The organism is Hymenobacter negativus, assembly GCF_017571495.1.
GTDB lineage: Bacteria > Bacteroidota > Bacteroidia > Cytophagales > Hymenobacteraceae > Hymenobacter > Hymenobacter negativus.
On sequence record NZ_JAGETZ010000002.1, the window covers coordinates 1 to 18,208 of the forward strand.

15 protein-coding genes are annotated in these 18,208 nt (G+C 59.8%); 14 read left to right on the forward strand and 1 reads right to left on the reverse strand.

Going from position 1 to position 18,208, the window contains the following annotated elements:
• Nucleotides 1–527: T9SS type A sorting domain-containing protein (locus J4E00_RS04275; RefSeq protein ID WP_208173799.1), on the forward strand; the 527-nt coding region annotated here is incomplete at its 5' end.
• Nucleotides 528–577: 50 nt separating this feature from the next.
• On the opposite strand, the gene J4E00_RS04280 is transcribed toward J4E00_RS04275, so the two are convergent.
• Nucleotides 578–1,330, reverse strand: a complete 753-nt coding sequence (locus tag J4E00_RS04280) for a DUF4184 family protein (RefSeq protein ID WP_208173800.1) — start codon at nucleotides 1,328–1,330, stop codon at nucleotides 578–580.
• Between the two features lie 201 nt (nucleotides 1,331–1,531).
• On the opposite strand from J4E00_RS04280, the gene J4E00_RS04285 reads away from it, so the two are divergent.
• From J4E00_RS04285 to J4E00_RS04345, 13 genes are all read left to right on the forward strand, one after another.
• Complete coding sequence (locus J4E00_RS04285; protein ID WP_208173801.1) at nucleotides 1,532–3,607, forward strand: ATP-binding protein; 2,076 nt, start codon at nucleotides 1,532–1,534, stop codon at nucleotides 3,605–3,607.
• A 367-nt stretch (nucleotides 3,608–3,974) separates the two neighbouring features.
• Nucleotides 3,975–4,352: a response regulator transcription factor gene (locus J4E00_RS04290; RefSeq protein WP_208173802.1), complete on the forward strand. Its 378-nt coding sequence runs from the start codon at nucleotides 3,975–3,977 to the stop codon at nucleotides 4,350–4,352.
• Complete coding sequence (locus tag J4E00_RS29955; RefSeq protein WP_208173803.1) at nucleotides 4,349–5,542, forward strand: sugar transferase; 1,194 nt, start codon at nucleotides 4,349–4,351, stop codon at nucleotides 5,540–5,542. Before J4E00_RS04290 ends, J4E00_RS29955 begins: the two co-directional genes overlap by 4 nt.
• Complete coding sequence (locus tag J4E00_RS04300; protein WP_208173804.1) at nucleotides 5,539–6,285, forward strand: TolC family protein; 747 nt, start codon at nucleotides 5,539–5,541, stop codon at nucleotides 6,283–6,285. Before J4E00_RS29955 ends, J4E00_RS04300 begins: the two co-directional genes overlap by 4 nt.
• The gene (locus tag J4E00_RS04305; protein WP_208173805.1) at nucleotides 6,282–8,405 is read left to right on the forward strand and encodes a GumC family protein; all 2,124 of its coding nucleotides are present in this window, start codon (nucleotides 6,282–6,284) and stop codon (nucleotides 8,403–8,405) included. Before J4E00_RS04300 ends, J4E00_RS04305 begins: the two co-directional genes overlap by 4 nt.
• A 160-nt stretch (nucleotides 8,406–8,565) precedes the next feature.
• A complete protein-coding gene (locus tag J4E00_RS29960; RefSeq protein ID WP_208173806.1) occupies nucleotides 8,566–10,014 on the forward strand; it encodes an O-antigen ligase family protein in 1,449 nt (482 codons plus the stop codon).
• A complete protein-coding gene (locus J4E00_RS04315; RefSeq protein WP_208173807.1) occupies nucleotides 10,007–10,921 on the forward strand; it encodes a glycosyltransferase family 2 protein in 915 nt (304 codons plus the stop codon). The genes J4E00_RS29960 and J4E00_RS04315 overlap by 8 nt, the downstream gene beginning before the upstream one ends.
• Before the next feature lie 114 nt (nucleotides 10,922–11,035).
• Nucleotides 11,036–12,217: a glycosyltransferase gene (locus J4E00_RS04320; RefSeq protein ID WP_208173808.1), complete on the forward strand. Its 1,182-nt coding sequence runs from the start codon at nucleotides 11,036–11,038 to the stop codon at nucleotides 12,215–12,217.
• Nucleotides 12,218–12,428: 211 nt separating this feature from the next.
• Nucleotides 12,429–13,625 carry a glycosyltransferase gene (locus tag J4E00_RS04325; protein WP_208173809.1) on the forward strand — a complete coding sequence of 399 codons (1,197 nt, stop codon included), beginning with the start codon at nucleotides 12,429–12,431 and terminating at the stop codon, nucleotides 13,623–13,625.
• 45 nt (nucleotides 13,626–13,670) lie between these two features.
• The gene (locus J4E00_RS04330) at nucleotides 13,671–14,876 is read left to right on the forward strand and encodes a glycosyltransferase family 4 protein (RefSeq protein WP_236049476.1); all 1,206 of its coding nucleotides are present in this window, start codon (nucleotides 13,671–13,673) and stop codon (nucleotides 14,874–14,876) included.
• Nucleotides 14,877–14,948: 72 nt separating this feature from the next.
• Nucleotides 14,949–15,587, forward strand: coding sequence for an acyltransferase (locus J4E00_RS04335; RefSeq protein WP_208173810.1), 639 nt, complete (start codon nucleotides 14,949–14,951; stop codon nucleotides 15,585–15,587).
• A 17-nt stretch (nucleotides 15,588–15,604) separates the two neighbouring features.
• On the forward strand, nucleotides 15,605–16,762 hold the full coding sequence (locus J4E00_RS04340; RefSeq protein ID WP_208173811.1) for a glycosyltransferase family 2 protein: 1,158 nt from the start codon (nucleotides 15,605–15,607) through the stop codon (nucleotides 16,760–16,762).
• Between the two features lie 66 nt (nucleotides 16,763–16,828).
• A complete protein-coding gene (locus tag J4E00_RS04345; RefSeq protein WP_208173812.1) occupies nucleotides 16,829–18,202 on the forward strand; it encodes an oligosaccharide flippase family protein in 1,374 nt (457 codons plus the stop codon).
• The last annotated feature ends 6 nt before the right edge of the window (nucleotides 18,203–18,208 follow it).

Consider the following 18,208-nt stretch of genomic DNA (forward strand, 5'->3'; position numbering starts at 1 on the left):
GCTGGACGGCCTCCAACCGCGACTTTGCCCGCTACCCCAGCCAGCAGTCGGCCCCCGTCACCCTGGCCGCCGGCACCTGCTACTACGTCGAGGCCGTCCACAAGCAGAGCTGGGGCCCGGGCTACGTGGCCGTGGCCTGGCGCCTGCCCGACGGCTCCCGCCTCGAACCCATTCCTGCCAACAACCTCATCCCATTCGCTACAACGGCGGCGCGCGGGGTAGCGGCTACGAACGGCAGCTCTACCACCGGCTCAAGCCTGAGCCGCACCGAGCTCAGCGTATTCCCCAATCCATTCAGCTCGAACGCCACCATTGAATTCAACACGCTTAAGAGTGGGGCGGTGATGGTGGAGCTGTTCAATCTGCAGGGCCAGCGGGTGCGCAAGCTGTATACCGGCGATGCAACGGCCGGCACGCCCCAGCGCGTGACTCTCGACGCTCCCGGACTAAGCACCGGCACCTACCTAGTGCGCCTCACGACCGGCAATGAAGTGGTAAACCAACGTGTGAGCTACATCGCCCGCTAAGCAGCCCGCAGTCTGGATTCGTTAAAAAAGCCTGGTTCACGCCAGCAGCCTCAAGGCCGCCCGTGAGCCAGGCTTTTTCGGTTGGTATAAATAGAGGAGACCAGCACGCCCAGCAACATGGCTGAGATAAGGGCAATGCTGCCATTCATAAATTCCGGGTCAACGGCCAGCACCCATTCACCAGCAAGAGCCCCGGCTACCAGCGCTGCCAGTCCCCAATACTGTGCCATGGCGGCTGATGTGGCGGGCCGCCCGGCCGGCCGGGTGGGCATCTGCCACACGGCAATGGCAATGGCCAGCGCCCCACCCACCGTGCTTATTATCGCCAGCACATCGAACACCTGCCCATGCCAGCCGCCCAACCATACGTCCTCCCGCAGGACTGGCACCAGCCGCGTCATGAGCGCACCGCGGTGGGTGAAGCTGTCCCAGGCCAGGTGCAAAGCGGCCCCCACCACAACGCTCAAGAGCACGCCGCCGTAGTGTTGCCGAAAATAGACCAGCCAGTTGAAATTGATGAACCGTCCCAGCCGCTGGTGCAGCCCAGACGGCAAGTGCGCCAGCAGCGGCCGGCGCACCACCAGATGAAACACGAACGCCAACAGTAGCGCCACCGGGCAGCTGAAATACAAAATGCTCGGCACCGTGTGGCTATAGCCACTGGCCAGGTGAAGACGGAAGAACTTCTCGAAATCGGGCGCAATGCTTCCAGTAATCAATCCAGTGGTTGAAATCCAGGGGTAGCGGCGTTGCGTACGCAGTAAAGGAATTACCAACGCGGGATGCGAAAAGGTAAACGGCATGGCGCGGAAAATTAAGACGAAAGCCCAGTGGGGTGATACTCAACAGGACGCCTTAAAGCTACGGATGGCCATACTCAACTACGGTGCAGACACGGGCAACAGGGTGGGAGGAAACCAGCAAAAATTAGCTTTATTTGCTTTTTATCATATTTCGCACGAATATTACCGAGCACGCTACCGGCCTACTTTTTTCCTCGTTTTATGAGCCTTAAAGTAACATTAGCGGCTGAGCGCCTGCGCCGGGAGGCGGCCGAGGCTGAGGTGGCCAAGCTGCGGGCGCAGTTGGCCGCCCTAACGGCGGCTACGCCCGCGCCCTCCACCGAAGAAGCCCGCAGCTTGGCCCAAGTGGTGAGCCAGCTCAAATACACCGAGCAGCAGCTGGAAGACCAGCAGGGCCTAGTACGCCAGGTTATTGACAACAGCCCCAACCTGGTGTATGTAGAGGATGAGAACGGGCGCCTCATTCTGGCCAACGAAACCTACGTGCAACTCCTCAACCAGCAGGCACCGCCGGAATCTCGCCCCGCTACCCCGCCTCCACCTGCGGCCCATGCCAATATGGAAGCCGGTACCGCCGTGTCGTTCGAGGAGTGCTACTACCTCACCAACGGCCAGGTGCTGTGGTTTTCAACTACCAAAAGCCCGCTGGTGCGCTCCGATGGCTCGCGCTACCTGCTCACGTTCTCGTCCGACATCACCGACTTGAAACGGGCTTACCAAATAGCCGAAGAGTCGGTGCGCGCCAAACAGGTATTCATGGCCAACATGAGCCACGAAATCCGCACGCCCTTGCACGGGGTAATGGGCTTGGCCGAACTGCTGAAAAAAGCGCCCCTATCGGCTGAGCAGGCCGATTACGTGGACATGATTCAGTCCAGCACCGAAAACCTGCTGGTCGTTATCAATGACATCCTGGATTTCTCAAAAATTGAATCCGGGAAAATCCGCCTCGAGCGCATTCCATTCGACATTGCCAAAACCGTGCAGGCGGCCGTGCGCTCACTGGCTTTTAAAACTGATGAGAAAGGATTAATACTGAATATCATTGGCCTAAACGACCATATCCCCCTGGCGCAGGGCGACCCCTTCCGGCTGCACCAAGTGCTGGTCAACCTTATCAGCAACGCCATCAAGTTCACCAACCGCGGCTCCATCACCATTACCGTGGATGCCAGTCGGCGGCACGGCCAGGACCTGCCCGTTACGTTCAGCATTGCCGATACCGGCATTGGCATCAGCGAGGGCAATCTGGGGCAGGTGTTTAAGAGCTTCCGGCAGGCCGACAGCAGCATTCCGCGGCTGTACGGCGGCACTGGGCTGGGGCTGAGCATCTGCAAGAACTTGGTGGAGCTGCAAGGCGGGCATATTGGGGTACGGAGCACGTTAGGCCAGGGGAGCTGTTTTTCGTTCACCATTCCCTACCGGTTGAGCGAAGAGCATATAATTCAGGAAGTTTCCAGTCCAATACCCACCAATTCATTGCAGGGATTGAGCTTGCTGCTGGCCGAAGACAATGGCGTGAACCAGCTCATCGCCGTATCGATGCTGGGACAGTGGCAGGTGAACGTGGATATGGCCCAGAACGGCGAGGAAGCCCTGGCCAAGGCCCTAAACAATCAATACGACCTGATTTTGATGGACATACAGATGCCACAGCTCGATGGCATCGAAGCAACGGGCCGGCTACGGGCCACGGCTGGCCCCAACCGCTACACGCCCGTTATTGCCCTTACAGCTGATGCTTTTCGGGTGAATGCGGAGTCCTGCCAAGCACTGGGCTTCAGCGACTACCTCATCAAGCCCTATACCGAGCAGGCCCTCTACCAAATGCTGGCGCGGGTGAGCCATCGGCCTGCCGAGGACGCCACCCCAGCGGTGGCGGTGGAACTGGTGCCAGAGTCACCCCTGCTGCCCGCCGACCCTAGCCTGCACTACGACTTCCTGCTGCTGGGCAAGCTGGCTACTGATACCGATTTCGTGCGTAAAATCCTGGAAATGTTTGTGAGCCGGGTGCCCGACCAGATGCAGTCGCTGCATGCGGCCCTGGAAGTGGAGGACTGGAAAACCGTGGCCCGGGAGGCCCACAGCCTGAAATCCACCTTCGGCAGCCTCAACATTCAGCCCGAAACCCAGCATCTCAAACGACTAGAAGAATTGGCTGAAAACCAGCCATCTGCTAGCGAAGCGCAGAAGTTGGTGGGAGCCGTGGCCCAGGCCACACAGCAGTTTTGCGCCCTATTTCAAGAAGAATTGGCCCAGTTGTCGCAGCCATTGTAGAAAGTTGCCCGTATAGCGGGCCGGTGAATCGGAAGGGAGGCCTCGCGAACCTAGGATGCGCGGTTAAAGCAATTAATTAAAAAGAGGGTAAATTGATTTACTATATATTCGCGATGCTGCGCGCATGGCATATTACTTAACGATTAATCCTTAGTGATATCGCGTGTTTTCAACTGCTTTAGAATGGCTAAGTGGTTGTGAGAGGCGGCATTAGGATTTTTAGCAGAATAGCTGCACAGAGCCAATATTTTTTTGAGGTAATTCAATTTGGCGCATACATTTGAAAAGAATGAGTAATAAATAGCGCTTTATAACCTGCATCAGATTACTCAATTTTTATTCTAACTACTTGCCAATCATCGAGGTCATGAAGAAAAAACTATTAGTTGTCGACGACGAACCGTCCATCCGCCTCATATTGGCTCATTATTTTGCCTCAGACTTTGAGGTAGTGCTGAAATCGAATGGCCTGGAAGCTATGGAATGGCTGGAACAGGGGAATAGCCCCGACGCCATTGTGGCCGATTATGATATGCCCATCATGGACGGTCCGAACTTCATCCGGCAGTTGCGGGCCAGCAGTCTACACCGCGATGTAGGCCTCATTATTTTGTCGGGCAAAGACAGCACGGCTAACAAAATCCTCTGCCTCAAGCTTGGTGCCGACGACTACCTAGTGAAGCCCTTCAATCCCGAAGAGTTGAGCTTACGCATCCAAAACATTCTTCACCGAATACGGATATGAAAGCGACCCTTGGCAAAATTGCGGTGCTCTACCTGACCACCGACCCGGAGGCAGCTGGTCGCTTTCAGCAGGAATTTGAGCAAGAGTTGGATGTGCTGGTGGCCACCACCCCTACGCAGGTTCTGACCCACTACGCCGAAAAGCCAACAGGCTTTGCAGCGGTGCTCAATGCGGCCGCGCCGGCTTCTAACCTAGGTATCAGCCTGGTGCGCATGCTGAAGCAGGAGCTGCACCTCCCGCAGCCCGTGCTGTGGCTAACCGATGCTCCACTGACGGGCGCCGTGCGGGCGTTGCTGCTGGAGTCGGGCGGCAGCGAGATTTTCTCGCCCAGCGCCGACCACGAGCGCATGCTGACGCGGTTGTATTTCCTGGCCCGCCACCGCACGCAACCTGTCGACGCCCCCAGCCCCTATGACGAGCTGCGCATGCCAGTTGGCAAGCGCATTATGGATGTGCTCTGCGCCGGAGCGGCCCTGGTGCTGCTGTCGCCCCTGTTTTTGGTACTGGCGGTTCTCATCAAGCTCGAATCGCGGGGACCGGTTTTTTACTACTCCTACCGCGTAGGGGCTGGCTACCGGGTGTTTAAGTTCTGGAAGCTGCGCTCGATGCGCTCGGATGCCGACCAGATGCTGAACTCGGTAAAAAACCTGAACCAGTACCAGACCAGCGGCTCGTCGGGCAACGCCACGCTACCCGTTACCTCGGAGTTGTGCGCCATCTGCACGGCCGCCGGCACGGGCTGCCAGCAACAGCTGGTAGACCAGCGTGGCCAGTTGATTTGTGAGCAGCAATACCGCCAGCTGCGCAAGGTTACTGCTGCCCCGGCCTTTCTCAAAATTGCCAACGACCCGCGTGTTACCCGCATTGGCCGGCTGCTGCGCAATACCAGCATCGACGAACTGCCGCAGCTCTACAACGTGCTACGGGGCGACATGTCGCTAGTGGGCAACCGCCCACTGCCCCTCTACGAGGCCGAGCAACTGCTCACCGATGCCCACTCGCGGCGCTTCATTGCCCCGGCCGGCATCACGGGTCTGTGGCAGGTGAGCCGGCGTGGCAAAGGCGGCGACATGTCGGAAGAAGAGCGCAAAGAGCTTGACAATGAATACGCCCGGGATTACTCGATGAAGAAGGATATTGAAATAATTTTCCGTACGATTCCTGCTTTATTTCAGAAAGAGAATGTATGATAAAAAAGCTTTTAGGCAGCTTTGTGCTGACCTTGCACACGGCTGTGGCGTTCGGCCAAAACAAGCCTGCGCCCGCGAACGAAGGCTGGCAGACTGTTTTTTTTGAGTCGCCCGCCATGGCCCTGCCACTGCTGATGAACGCCGCTATTCAGCACTCGGCGGCGCTGAAGGCGATGGAGATTGAAAAAAGTATTGGGCAACAAGAAGTTAAAATAGCTAAAAAAAGCATCCTATCGGGGGTGGCACTGGGGGCTGGCTACACCTACGGCAACCTGACCAGCATTGCGCTGGCCGACCCGGGCAACCCCAACCAATTCGCAACCTATAGCTCGGGCCGCTACTCTACCGGCGTAACGGTGTCGTTGCCCATCGACCGGATAGTAACCCAGGGCAACCTGGTAAAAAAGCAGGTGCTGAGCGTGGACCGCACCGAGGCCATGCGCCAGGAGCAGGAAAACCAGCTTCGTCAGCGCATTATTTCCCTGTATCAGAATGTGCTGCTGGCCCGGAAGGTCCTCAACCTGCGTCAGGAATCCTACGTGACGGTGCAGACCACCTACCGGCTGGCGGAGAAGCAGTTTCGGCAGGGCCAGATGACGCTGACCGAGCTGTCGTCGGCCAATGCGCAGCTCAATGACATGAGCGTGGCCCAGGAAACTGCCCGCAACCAGTACGACACCGCCTTTTTGCTGCTGGAGGAAGTAGTGGGTGCTCAAATTTCAACTTTAATGACTGCCAAATGAGTTTATCCGATGTGTTCCGGCTGCTGGCCCGCAAGTGGCTGCTGCTGCTGCTGGTGCCATTGGTACTCAGCGCCTCAACGTACTTCTTTGGCCGGAAACTGCCCAAAACGTACGGTTCCGACACGACGATTTATACGGGTATTGCCTCGGGCTACACACTTACGGGCAATGCCGAGTCCGACTACAACAAAACAAATAACGCGTTCGACAACCTGGTTAACCTGATTACGGCGCGCTCGACCAAAGAGGAAGTTATTTTCCGGCTGCTGACCAACCACTTATGGCAAACGCAGCAAGACCCGGCCCTGCTGAACACGGAAGCTTTTGAGGACCTGCGGGAAAGCATCTCGCCGGGCCTGCGCCGCCAGCTAATGGGCGCTACCGAGGCCGCTACCCTAGAAAACGTGCGGCATTATGCCAGCGCCGACAACGCCAATGCGCTTTACCAGCTCCTAAACTCGTCCAACGCGACGTATTCGCTCACGGCACTGTCGCACCTCACTGCGTCGCACATTGGGTCGAGCGACTTGGTGCGGCTGGAATACGAGAGCTATAATCCGGAAATCTGCCGCTACACGCTGACGCTGGTGACGCAGGTGTTTCTGGAACAGTCGAAAAACCTGCGCGAGGGGCAAACCGCCTCGGTGGTAACGTATTACGAGAACGAAGTAAAGCGGGCCAAAGAACGGCTGGCCAAGGCCGAAGCCGAGAACCTGACCTTCAACCGTGACAACAACATCATTAATTACGATGAGCAGTCGCGAAACGTGGCCACCGAAAAAGAAGCCTTGCTCAGCGAGCTGACGCAGGTGAACCAGCAATACGCTGGGGCACTGGCTTCTCTAAATGCGGTGAACCGCAAGCTGGGCGGGCGCGAGGCCGCGCTGCTCAGCAGCCGCCAGGTGCTGGAACAGCGCCAGAAGCTCAGCCGCCTGAACGCCGAAATTGCCGACCAGCAGCTCTTCAACCGCCAGGCGGGCACCGACGACAAGGCCAAGGCCCTGCAAGCCGAAGCTGACCGCACGACCCAAAGCATCCAGAAAAACGTTGACAACTACTACACCCGCAGTACCTCCACCGAAGGCATTGCCAATAAGGAGCTGCTGGGCGAGTGGGTGCAGGACATGGTACTCGTGGAATCGACCCGCGCCAAGCTGGCCGTGATGAACCGCCGCCGTCAGGAGTTTGAGCGCGAATACCAGCGCATGGCCCCGCTGGGTGCTACCCTCAAGCGCATCGAGCGCGAAATTGACCTATCGGAAAAGGCTTACCTATCAGCCCTCACCAGCCTGAACAACAGCAAGTCGTCGCAGCAAAACACGCAGCTCACGGCCAACCTCAAAATCATTGACCCGCCAAACCTGCCCACCCGCCCCAAAACCAGCAAGCTGCTGGTGCTGGTGCTGCTGAGCGGCGTGGGTGGCTTCGTGTTTGTGGCCGGCCTGGTGCTGGGTCTGGGCTTCCTGGACAAGTCGTTGCGCAACCCGTTGGTGGCGGAACGGCGCACTGGGCTGCCGGTGGCCGGCATGGTGCTGGATGTGCACGCCCGGCCCGTGGCGCTGCTCCAGGCCTCACAGCAACGCAGCCTCGACCAGCTGGTACGGCATATCCTATTGAAAGCCAACACGCCACCTGCCCCGCAGCCCTTTGTGGTGGGTGTGTTCAGCGTGCAGCGGCAGGAGGGCAAAACCACCCTGTGCCAGGCACTAGCCCAACGCTGCCACGAAATGGGCGTGCAAACCCTGGCCCTGTATCCCGACGGCCAGGCGCTAGACCCCAACGTGGAAGCACCCTCGCTTTTTTACCCGTCAGAGGCCGCAGCGGTGCACGCCTGGCAGCTCGACGACCTGATTCAGAACGCCATGCCCAAGCAAATGCCCGAATTCAGCACGCCCGATGTGCAAGTGGTGTTTGTAGAATTCCCCGCCCTGCGCGAAGAAGCCCTGCCCGTGGGCATCCTGCGGCAGCTAAACCTCGTGTTCCTGACCGTGCCCGCTACCCGAGCCTGGCGCCTCACCGACCACCAAACCGTGGAACGCCTGCGTGCTGCCACACCGGCTCCGGTCGAAGTGGTACTGTCGGGCGTGGCCCTGCACGAAGGCGAAGCGGTGCTGGCCTAAGCTACCCGTTGCTAGTTATTCCTCGCTGTTAGCTTTTTAACGCTGACAGCCAAAGTCTAACGCCCATTCAGTAGTCAGACGACGAATTGTGAAACGGCACTGAATGGCTAGGCTACTTGCTTCTGACTACCAACTTAATTATTACCTGTTCAGCTAACTTGTGAGAACCTCACCGCACTTTTCTCAAACCCTGCTTCACTCGCGCTGGCTGCTGCCGGTGGGGCTGGCGGGCGCGTTGGGCATTGGCTGGCTGGCGGGGCATTGGGGCGAAGTGGTGCCCGGCCTGCTGCTGGCGGGGCCGCTGCTGGCCATGCTGGTGGTGGCCACCTTTTGGTCGCCGCGGGTAGGGTACGTCAGCTTCATCTGCTACTGCTTCCTGAACAACTACCTGAGCCGGCATGTGACAGACGTACCGGTGGGCCTGGCCATGGAAGGACTGCTGGTGCTGACGTGGCTGGCCACCATCTTTTACCGCAAAACGCCGCCCAACTGGCGCTTCACTCACAACGACCTATGCGGGCTCACGCTGGCATGGTTTGTCATCAATGTGCTGGAGCTGGGCAACCCGGCCGGGGCTAGCTTTCAGGGCTGGCTCAACGAAATCCGGAGCAGTGCGCTGCTCTGGCTGCTGGTGGTGCCGCTGGGCTTTCTGGTGTTTCGGCAGCGGCGCGACCTCAACCTGTTTCTCTACCTCATCATCGGCTTTTCGGTCTTTGGAACGCTGTATGGCCTCAAGCAAAAGTTCGTCGGGGTAGATGGTATGGAGCAGCGCTGGCTGGATGCCGGCGCGGCCGGAACGCACATCATCTGGGGGCGGCTACGCGTTTTCTCCAACTACAGCGAAGCGGCTCAGTTTGGCTGCTCTCAAGCCCACATCGCCCTCATCTGCGGCATATTAGCGCTGGGGCCTTTCTCCTGGACCAAGAAGCTGCTGCTGGCAGTGGCCGCGCTGCTGCTGCTCTACGGCATGCTGATTTCGGGTACCCGAAGTGCCTTCTTTGTGATTATTGTGGGTGCGTTTGTCTACCTAGCCCTCAGCAAGCAGCTGAAGGTGCTGCTGCTCGGCATCATGCTGGCCATCGGGGCTTTCATGGTGTTGAAATACACCAACATCGGCGACAGCAACCCTGATATTTACCGCATGCGCTCGGCCCTCAACCCGGAGGACGCGTCCCTGCAAGTTCGCTTCACCAACCAAGCCAAGCTGCGCGAATACCTCTCGACCCGGCCGTTTGGCGGGGGCGTGGGCGTAATGGGCGAATGGGGCAAGAAATACAACCCCGGCCAGTTCCTGTCTACCATCCCACCCGACAGCTATTACGTCAAAATCTGGGGCAGCTACGGCATCGTGGGCTTCGTGGTGTGGTTTGGCATCATGCTTTTCATTCTGGGCAAATGCGCCGGCATTGTGTGGCGCATCCGCGACCCGCTGCTGCGACAGAAGCTGCTGGCCCTCACAGCCGGGGCCGCCGGCATTCTTATGGCCAGCTACGGCAACGAGATTATGAACCAGATGCCTTCGTGCATGATACTCTACGTGTCGTGGGTGCTGGTTTTCGTTGGTCCCGAGCTGGATACTCCCGCCTTAAAACCTGTTTCCCGTGTCTGAGCCGCTGGTTTCCATTATTTCCATCAACTACAACCAGGCGGAGGTTACCTGCGCCATGCTGGCCTCGCTACGCCAGCTCACGTACCCCAACTACGAGGTGCTAGTGGTGGACAACGCCTCGCCAACCGAAGACCCGGGCATCATCGCCGAGCGCTTTCCGGAGGTGCAGCTCATCCGCTCCACCGAGAACCTAGGCTTTGCCGGGGGCAACAATTTGGCTATCCGGGTGGCGAAGGGCAAGTACTGCCTGTTTCTGAACAACGACACCGAAGTAGTGCCCCACCTGCTCGAACCGCTGGTGGCTGCCTTCGAGCGCGACGCCCGCGTGGGCATTGTTTCGCCCAAAATCATCTACTACGGCACCGCAAACCGCCTGATTCAGTACGCTGGTTGCAAAGGCATTAGCCCTTGGACGGGCCGGGGCTTTGTGCAGGGCTACATGGAGCCCGACACTGGTCAGTACAACACCTCGCAGACCACGGCCCTCATCCACGGGGCTGCCATGATGGTGCCTACAGACGTCATTCGTCAGGCCGGCCTCATGCCCGAAGTCTACTTCCTGTATTACGAGGAGCTGGACTGGTGCGAGATGATAAAGCGCATGGGCTACCTGCCTTATTACGAGGCTGGAGCCACGGTGTACCACAAAGAATCGGTGTCGGTGGGCCAGGGCTCGGTGCTGCGCACCTACTACCTGAACCGCAACCGCCTGCTTTACATCCGGCGCAACTCGCACGGCTGGAAACGGTGGAGCGGGCTGCTGTTTTTCCTGTCGGTGGCCGTGCCCAAACACAGCCTGCTCCTGGTGCTACGGCGGCAATGGGACCACCTCGATGCCCTTTGGCGCGGCCTGCGCTGGCACACCCAGGGGCACAACATTCACCAAAACCATTTCCTGCCTCAGTAGCCTTTCAGCCACGCTTTTTATCGTTTGGCGCTAAAGCGCCGGGTGCAGCAAGCTTCGCCCAGCCGCTCAGTAGCTATTTCTTACGCTCTTCCGGAGCGCCCCTGTTTTTTGTTCATGAGTATTCTCTTCTCACTCGTTAACCTGCTGCTGTACCTCATTGGGGGCATTTTGCTGCTGAATGTGCTGTACCTGCTGCTCTTTGCTATTGTTGGGCGGTGGCGGCGCGCTCCCGCTCCGGCGGCTCCGGCCATGCCCACCCACCGCATGTGCGTGCTCATACCCAGCTACCGCGCCGATGCAGTGATTCTGGAAACCGGCCCGGCCGCCGCCCAGCACGCCTACGCGGGCCGGGCCGATGTGCAGGTAATTGCCGATAAGCTGCAGCCCGCCACCGTGCAGTCGCTCCGGCAGCAGGGCGTGGGCGTGGTCGAAGTCAGCTTTGTGAAGAGTACCAAGGGGCAGGCCCTGCTCACGGCTCTGAATACGCTACCCCCGGAGGCCTACGACGTGGCCGTGATTCTGGACGTGGATAACGTGATGGCGCCCGGCTTTCTGACCCAGGTCGATGCAGCCTTCGCGGCGGGTTACCGGGTGGTGCAGGGCCACCGCACCGCCAAAAAGCTCGACTCACCTTTTGCCGTGCTCGATGCCTGTAATGAGGAAATCAACAACCATATTTTCCGGCAGGGCCACGTCAATCTCGGCATGTCGTCGGCCCTGATTGGCTCGGGCATGGCCTTCGACTACGGCTACCTGCATCAGCTGCTGCAGGACGTGGGCGAAACACCCGGCGAGGACAAGGAGCTGGACTTTCGGGTGCTACGCGACGGCCACAAAATCGCCTACCTCTCCGATGCCTTCGTGTACGACGAGAAAATCCCGAACTCCCAAGTGTTTGCCACGCAACGCACGCGCTGGCTGGCGACGCAGCAGGAATTTCTGGTAAAATATTTTGGCGAAGGCCTGCGCCAGCTGGGCAAGGGCAACCTCGATTTCGTGGATAAAATTGTGCAGTCGGCGCTACTGCCGCGCATTTTACTACTGGGGGTGCTGGGCGTGTTGCTGCTGCTGTCGCTGCTGTGGTCGGGCGGGCCGGGCTCCGGGTTCTGGCTGGGGCTGCTGGGCGGCACGGCGGCGGCGTTGCTGCTGTCGCTGCCCGCGCGCCTCTACACCTGGCAGGTGGGACGCGCGCTGCTGCACCTCCCGGTGGCGCTTGGCGCGATGGTGCTGGCCCTGCTGCAAATTCGCCGGGCGCGCACCTCCTTCATGCACACGCCTCATGCGCCTTCCCGATGAAGGTTGGTTAAAGCAGCAGGAATCAAACAGCGAAGCTTTACCCAGATGATTTATAACCAACAATTTGACTCCTGCTATTTCCTTTAGAACACTACCGCTATGCCTTGGGAAATTATTTTCTTACCTGCTCTTGCCTGCCTGATTTTGGGTGTGCGCGCTGGCCTGCGGGCCGGTGCACGCCGATAATATTGCCTTCCCCGATACCCGTACTATGAAGGACCAGAATATCGTCATGCTATGCCAGCAAAACTGGGACACTGGCATTGGCTTCAACGCTAAAAACCTGGCGAAGGAATTTGCGAAGGACAACCGGGTGCTGTTCGTGAACATGCCCCTGGATGTGAACACTATGCTGAAAGGGTTTGGCCAGCCCGAGGTAAAAAACCGACTCCGCATCATGCTGGGACGGCGGCCCGGCCTGGTGCAGGTCGAGCCCAACGTGTGGGTGCTCACGCCCGGCATCATTGGCCTGTCCATCAATTGGCTGGCCTCGCGCGACCTTTTTAACGCGCTGAACCGCTGGAACAGCCGGCTGCTGGCCGGTAGCATTGTGCGGGCCGTCCGCAAGCTAAGCTTCGACTCGTACACGCTGTTGCAGGACGGCCTCATTTTTCAGGGCCTGGAGCTGAAGCAGCTGCTGGCCCCGCGCACCAGTGTGTATTACCTGCGCGACTACATGCTAGCTGTGCCCTATTTCCAACGGCACGGTACCTGGGTCGAGCCCCAGTTGATGCGGCAGGTGGACGTGGTAGCGGCCAACTCGGCCTACCTCACCGACTATGCCCGCCAGTACACGCCCCGCAGCTACGACATCGGGCAGGGCTGCGTGCTGGCCCACTACCGGCCCGAAGCCGCCCACCCCGTGCCCGCCGACCTGGCCGGCATCTCGCGGCCCATCATCGGCTACACGGGCTTTCTCACGGGCAGCCGGCTCGACATTGACCTGCTGCTGAGCCTGGCCCGGCAGCGGCCGCAATGGCGCTTCGTGCTGGTGGGGCCCGAAGACGACGACTTTCGGCAGAGCGCCCTGCACGAGCTGCCCAACGTGCATTTTCTGGGCCGCAAAGACCCGGTGGACTTGGGCGCCTACCTGCAGTACTTTGACGTGTGCATTAATTTTCAGGTAATTAATCAGCTCACGGTGGGCAATTACCCGCTCAAGATTGACGAGTACCTGGCCATGGGCAAGCCGGTGGTGGCCACTGCCACCCGCACCATGGAGCTTTTTGCCGACCACGTGTACCTGGCCACCAGCCCCGAGCAGTGGCTGCACCTACTGGGCCTCGCCCTCACCGAAAACGACCCCGCTCGCCGGCAGGCCCGCATCGAATTTGCCCGCAGCCACACCTGGGAAGCCAGCGTGCAGGCCCTCTACGCCGCCCTACGCGACGCCCAAAAAGCTGCCTAGCCAGCTCCTGTTTCACTGGCGCTATTCCGCCTTTTTTCTCCTGCTATGTCAACTTCCACCGCCGCTGCCCTGCCCCTTGCCACTCCGCCGCCACGGACTGGCCGCTCACCTCTGCGCATCGGAATTGAGGCCCAGCGGCTGTTCCGGTCGCACAAACACGGCATGGACATCGTGGCGCTGGAGTTGATTAAGCACCTACAGCAGATTGACCATGAGAATGAGTATTTCATTTTTGTAAAGCCTGATTCTGACAATGCGGTGCTGCCCTCGGCCCCCAATTTCCACGTGGTGGAGGTACCCGGCAGCCCCTACCCCTACTGGGAGCAGGTGATGCTGCCCCGGGCCGCCCGTCAGGCAGGGGTGCAGCTGCTACACTGCACCAGCAACACGGCGCCGCTGCGAGCCGGTGTGCCGCTGGTGCTCACCCTGCACGATATCATCTACCTCGAACCTATGGACTTGCGACGCGGGAGCTGGTACCAACGGGCCGGCAACCTCTACCGCCGCTGGAACGTGCCCCGCGTGGTGCCGCACTGCCAGCGCGTGCTCACAGTATCGGCCTTCGAGCAGGCGCGCATTGTGCAGCGCCTGCCCGAGGTGGCCGGCCACGTGGAAGTGGTATACAACAGTGCGGGCGCTCAGTTTCGGCCCATTGCCGACGCGGCGGCACTGGCCGCCACCCGCACCAAGTACAAGTTGCCCGAGCGGTTCGTATTCTTTTTGGCCAACACCGACCCCAAGAAGAACCTGCGCGGCGTGCTGCAAGCCCTGGCCCAGCTCAAGCAGCAGGGCCAGCTGGATTTGAAGCTGGTGATGCTCGACTACAAAGAGGCAGCCCTAACGGCTACCCTACAGGAGATTAACGCCCCCGAACTGCGGGCCGACATCGTGCTCTGCGGCTACGTGCCCAACCAGGAATTGCCGCTCATCTACAACCTGGCCGAGGTATTTCTGTACCCGTCGCTGCGCGAAAGCTTCGGCATTCCCATCCTGGAAGCCATGGCCTGCGGGGCGCCGGTAATTACCTCCAATACCTCGTCGATGCCCGAAGTGGCGGGCGGGGCCGCCCGGCTGGTTGACCCCTTCCGGCCCGAAACCATCGCGGCGGCTCTTCTGGAGCTGCAAAACGACCCGGCGGCTCGGGCGGCCCTCGTGGCGCTGGGCCACGAGCGGGTGCAGCACTTCTCGTGGCTCGAAACGGCCCGGCACGTCCGCCGCGTGTACGAAGAAGTGCTGGTAGCGGCCGGCTAAGCCGCGTTTTTGTTGCCCGCTCTTTTCTATTCTATCTCCTCTTTCGCGGCCGCTCACCGCCTGTTTCAACTCATGCTCGCCGACCGCATCAAACAAAATCCTCACCTCAAGCAGTTGGTCCTGTACCTGCTGCTGGTACCCGGCCAGGCGCGTCCCCGGCTATGGGTGCGCTGGCTGGTGAATCCGTTTCGACATCAATACGGCCGACGCTCGCGGGTGCAGTGGCGGACCCGGCTCGATGTGGTGCCCTTCAACCCGTTTTCGCTGGGTGCTGAGGCCGTGATTGAAGAATACGCTACCGTAAACAACAGCATGGGTGCCGTGCACATTGGGGCGCGGTCCTTCGTGGGCATCGCCAATGTGCTGATTGGCCCGCTCACCATTGGCAACGACGTCATTATTGCCCAGAATGTCGTGTTTTCGGGCCTGAACCACGGCTACCTCGACATCAGCCGGCCCATCAAAGACCAGCCTTGTACGACGGCCGAAATTGTGGTGGAAGACGAGGTCTGGATTGGTGCCAACGCCGTGATTATGGCGGGGGTACGCATTGGCAAGCACTCCGTGGTGGCCGGCGGCAGCGTGGTGACCAAAGATGTGCCGCCTTACTCGGTGGTGGGCGGCAACCCGGCCCGCGTGCTCAAGCAGTACGATGCCACTACTGGGCAGTGGGAACGGGCACGAAAACCCGAAGAGCGCCCGGCTATCTAACTAATAATCCGAATATTATGCTGATTACTACGTTTTGGATGGCGTTGGCCATCGTCCTGTACACATATGCGGGCTACGCGGTGCTGGTGGGGGTGTGGGCCGCAGCGGTACGCGGCCGCCGGCCGGCCGCACCCACTTTCGAGCCGGAAGTGACCCTGGTGGTGCCGGCCTACAACGAGGCCGCGATTCTGGCCGACAAGGTGCGCAACTGCCAGGCCCTGGACTACCCCGCCGATAAGCTGCGCCTACTGTTCATCACCGATGGCTCGAACGATAATTCGGCTGAGGCGCTGGCGGAGTTTGCGGAAGTGCAGCACCTGCACACGCCCGAGCGGGCCGGCAAGTCGATGGCCGAAAACCGGGCCATCCGGTACGTGACCACACCCTTCGTCATCTTCACGGACTGCAACACCGTGCTCAACCCCGAGGCTGTGCGCAACCTGGTGCGCCACTACGCCGATGCTACCGTGGGTGCCGTATCGGGCGAGAAGCGGGTGCTGAACGACGGCACGGCTTCCGGCGCGGGCGAGGGCATGTACTGGAAATACGAGTCGTTTCTGAAACGCTGCGACTCGGACATTTACAGCCTGATGGGCGCGGCCGGTGAGCTGGTTTCCTTTCGCACCAGCCTATTTAAGCCACTGGAGGCCGATACTATTCTCGACGACTTCGTGCAGTCCATGCGCATCGTGGATGCCGGCTTCCGCGTGGTCTACGAGCCCGAAGCCTACGCCATGGAGCCACCGTCCTTCTCGCTCAAGGACGAGTGGGAGCGCAAGGTGCGCATCTGCGCGGGCGGCTGGCAGGCCATGTCCCGTCTGCTTTCATTGTTCAACCCGTTGCGGCAGCCGGTAGTGGCATTCCTGTACGTTTCGCACCGGGTGCTGCGCTGGAGCCTTACGCCGCTGCTGCTGGCGCTGCTGCTGCCCCTCAATGCCGCCCTGGCGCTGGCCTATGGCGGCCTCTATAGCCTCCTACTGGCGGGGCAGGCACTGTTTTACGGGGCTGCGGCGCTGGGCTGGTGGCGCGCCGCGCAGGGCCGGCCGGCCGGGCCGCTGCTGGTGCCGCTTTACTTTACCATGATGAACGTTGCCGTATTCCTGGGCGCCAACCGGTTTTTCCGTAATCGGCAGCCGGCGGCCTGGGCCAAAGCCCAGCGCGCCACAGCACCCTGAGCCAGCTTGGTACCCGCTCCTTTTATGCTACGCTACCAGTAGCCTCATTCCGCCCTCCTTCCAAACATGAGAAATATTCCCTGGCCTAAACTTTACGCCTACTTGGGTAACAACCACGTGCTATCGTTGGCCGGCAACCTCACGGTGTCGGCCATGAGTATTGTGTCGGTGTCGCTGCTTTTTCGGGCGTTGCCAGTGCAGGAGCTTGGGGCCTGGGTCTACTTCATCACCACGGTGGGCTTGGCCGATGCATTCCGGTCAGGATTTCTGACTACGGCGTTCATCCGGGCCTGCTCTGGGGCCACCCCTGAGCGTGCTGCCGAAGTTATTGGCTCGGCCTGGACCATTTCGTTTTACATCACCGGCGCGTTGTGCCTGCTCAACCTAGCGGGCTGGCTGCTATTGGGGCACTCCGCCGACCCGGAAACGACCTTGCTCCTACGCTGGTTTGGGGTGGTGCTGGTAGTCACGCTGCCTTATTTCATGGCGGCCTGCGCCATGCAGGCCGAAATGCGCTTCGACCGCATTCTATACATCCGGCTGTTGTCGCAGGGCTTGTTCGTGCTGGGCATTATTGTGTTAATGCTCATGCACACGGCTACGCTCATCAATGTGGTGTATTGCTACGTAGTGGCATCCGCTTTCACCAGTGTACTCATGCTGGTGCTGGGTTGGGCGCACCTGTCGTCGCTGGCCCGCAGCAGCAGCGCCTGCGTGCGCGAGCTTAGTCACTTCGGCAAGTATAGCGTGGGCAGCTACGTGGGCTCCTACCTGCTGCGCAGCTCCGATACGTTCATCATCAAATTCCTGCTGGGCCCGGCCCCGCTGGCGGTGTATAACTTGGCCCAGCGCTTCATGGAAATCATCGAGATTCCGCTGCGCAGCTTTCTGGCCACGGCCATTCCGTCGCTGTCGGCGGCTTTCAATCAGGGCCGGCTACCGGAGGTGGCCCGCCTGCTGCGCAAGAATGCGGGCATGCTCACCTGGGCTTTCATTCCGGTTATTCTGGGCACCATTCTGCTGGCCGATATCCCCGTGCGCCTCATTGGCGGCACCAAGTACCAGGGCACCGAAGCGGCCAACCTGCTGCGCATCGGCATGGCCGTGGCCATTCTCTTCCCAATCGACCGGTTTGTGGGCGTCACGCTCGACGTTGTGAACCAGCCCCGCCTCAACCTCATCAAGGTATTCGTGATGCTGGCCTTCAATGTGGCGGGCGACATCACGGCCATCACTATATTCCACAGCATATATGGCGTGGCACTGGCCACTTTTCCCACGGCGCTCGCGGGCTTCGTGTATGGCTACCTACACCTGAAAAAACACCTCCCCATTACGCTCAAAGAAATTCTGGCCACCGGCTTCTGGGAGATTCGGACGTTGGTTTTTCGCCTTTCTGGCAAAACCGTTGACCTTAATTCCAGCCAGGATTCTCATTAATCTCGC

What these genes read in the sequence shown, in the direction of transcription:
- J4E00_RS04280 (WP_208173800.1), bottom strand. Translation starts at nt 1,330, where the DNA reads ATGCCGTTTACCTTTTCGCATCCCGCGTTGGTAATTCCTTTACTGCGT.
- J4E00_RS04285 (WP_208173801.1), top strand. Translation starts at nt 1,532, where the DNA reads ATGAGCCTTAAAGTAACATTAGCGGCTGAGCGCCTGCGCCGGGAGGCG.
- J4E00_RS04290 (WP_208173802.1), top strand. Translation starts at nt 3,975, where the DNA reads ATGAAGAAAAAACTATTAGTTGTCGACGACGAACCGTCCATCCGCCTC.
- J4E00_RS29955 (WP_208173803.1), top strand. Translation starts at nt 4,349, where the DNA reads ATGAAAGCGACCCTTGGCAAAATTGCGGTGCTCTACCTGACCACCGAC.
- J4E00_RS04300 (WP_208173804.1), top strand. Translation starts at nt 5,539, where the DNA reads ATGATAAAAAAGCTTTTAGGCAGCTTTGTGCTGACCTTGCACACGGCT.
- J4E00_RS04305 (WP_208173805.1), top strand. Translation starts at nt 6,282, where the DNA reads ATGAGTTTATCCGATGTGTTCCGGCTGCTGGCCCGCAAGTGGCTGCTG.
- J4E00_RS04320 (WP_208173808.1), top strand. Translation starts at nt 11,036, where the DNA reads ATGAGTATTCTCTTCTCACTCGTTAACCTGCTGCTGTACCTCATTGGG.
- J4E00_RS04325 (WP_208173809.1), top strand. Translation starts at nt 12,429, where the DNA reads ATGAAGGACCAGAATATCGTCATGCTATGCCAGCAAAACTGGGACACT.
- J4E00_RS04330 (WP_236049476.1), top strand. Translation starts at nt 13,671, where the DNA reads ATGTCAACTTCCACCGCCGCTGCCCTGCCCCTTGCCACTCCGCCGCCA.
- J4E00_RS04335 (WP_208173810.1), top strand. Translation starts at nt 14,949, where the DNA reads ATGCTCGCCGACCGCATCAAACAAAATCCTCACCTCAAGCAGTTGGTC.
- J4E00_RS04340 (WP_208173811.1), top strand. Translation starts at nt 15,605, where the DNA reads ATGCTGATTACTACGTTTTGGATGGCGTTGGCCATCGTCCTGTACACA.
- J4E00_RS04345 (WP_208173812.1), top strand. Translation starts at nt 16,829, where the DNA reads ATGAGAAATATTCCCTGGCCTAAACTTTACGCCTACTTGGGTAACAAC.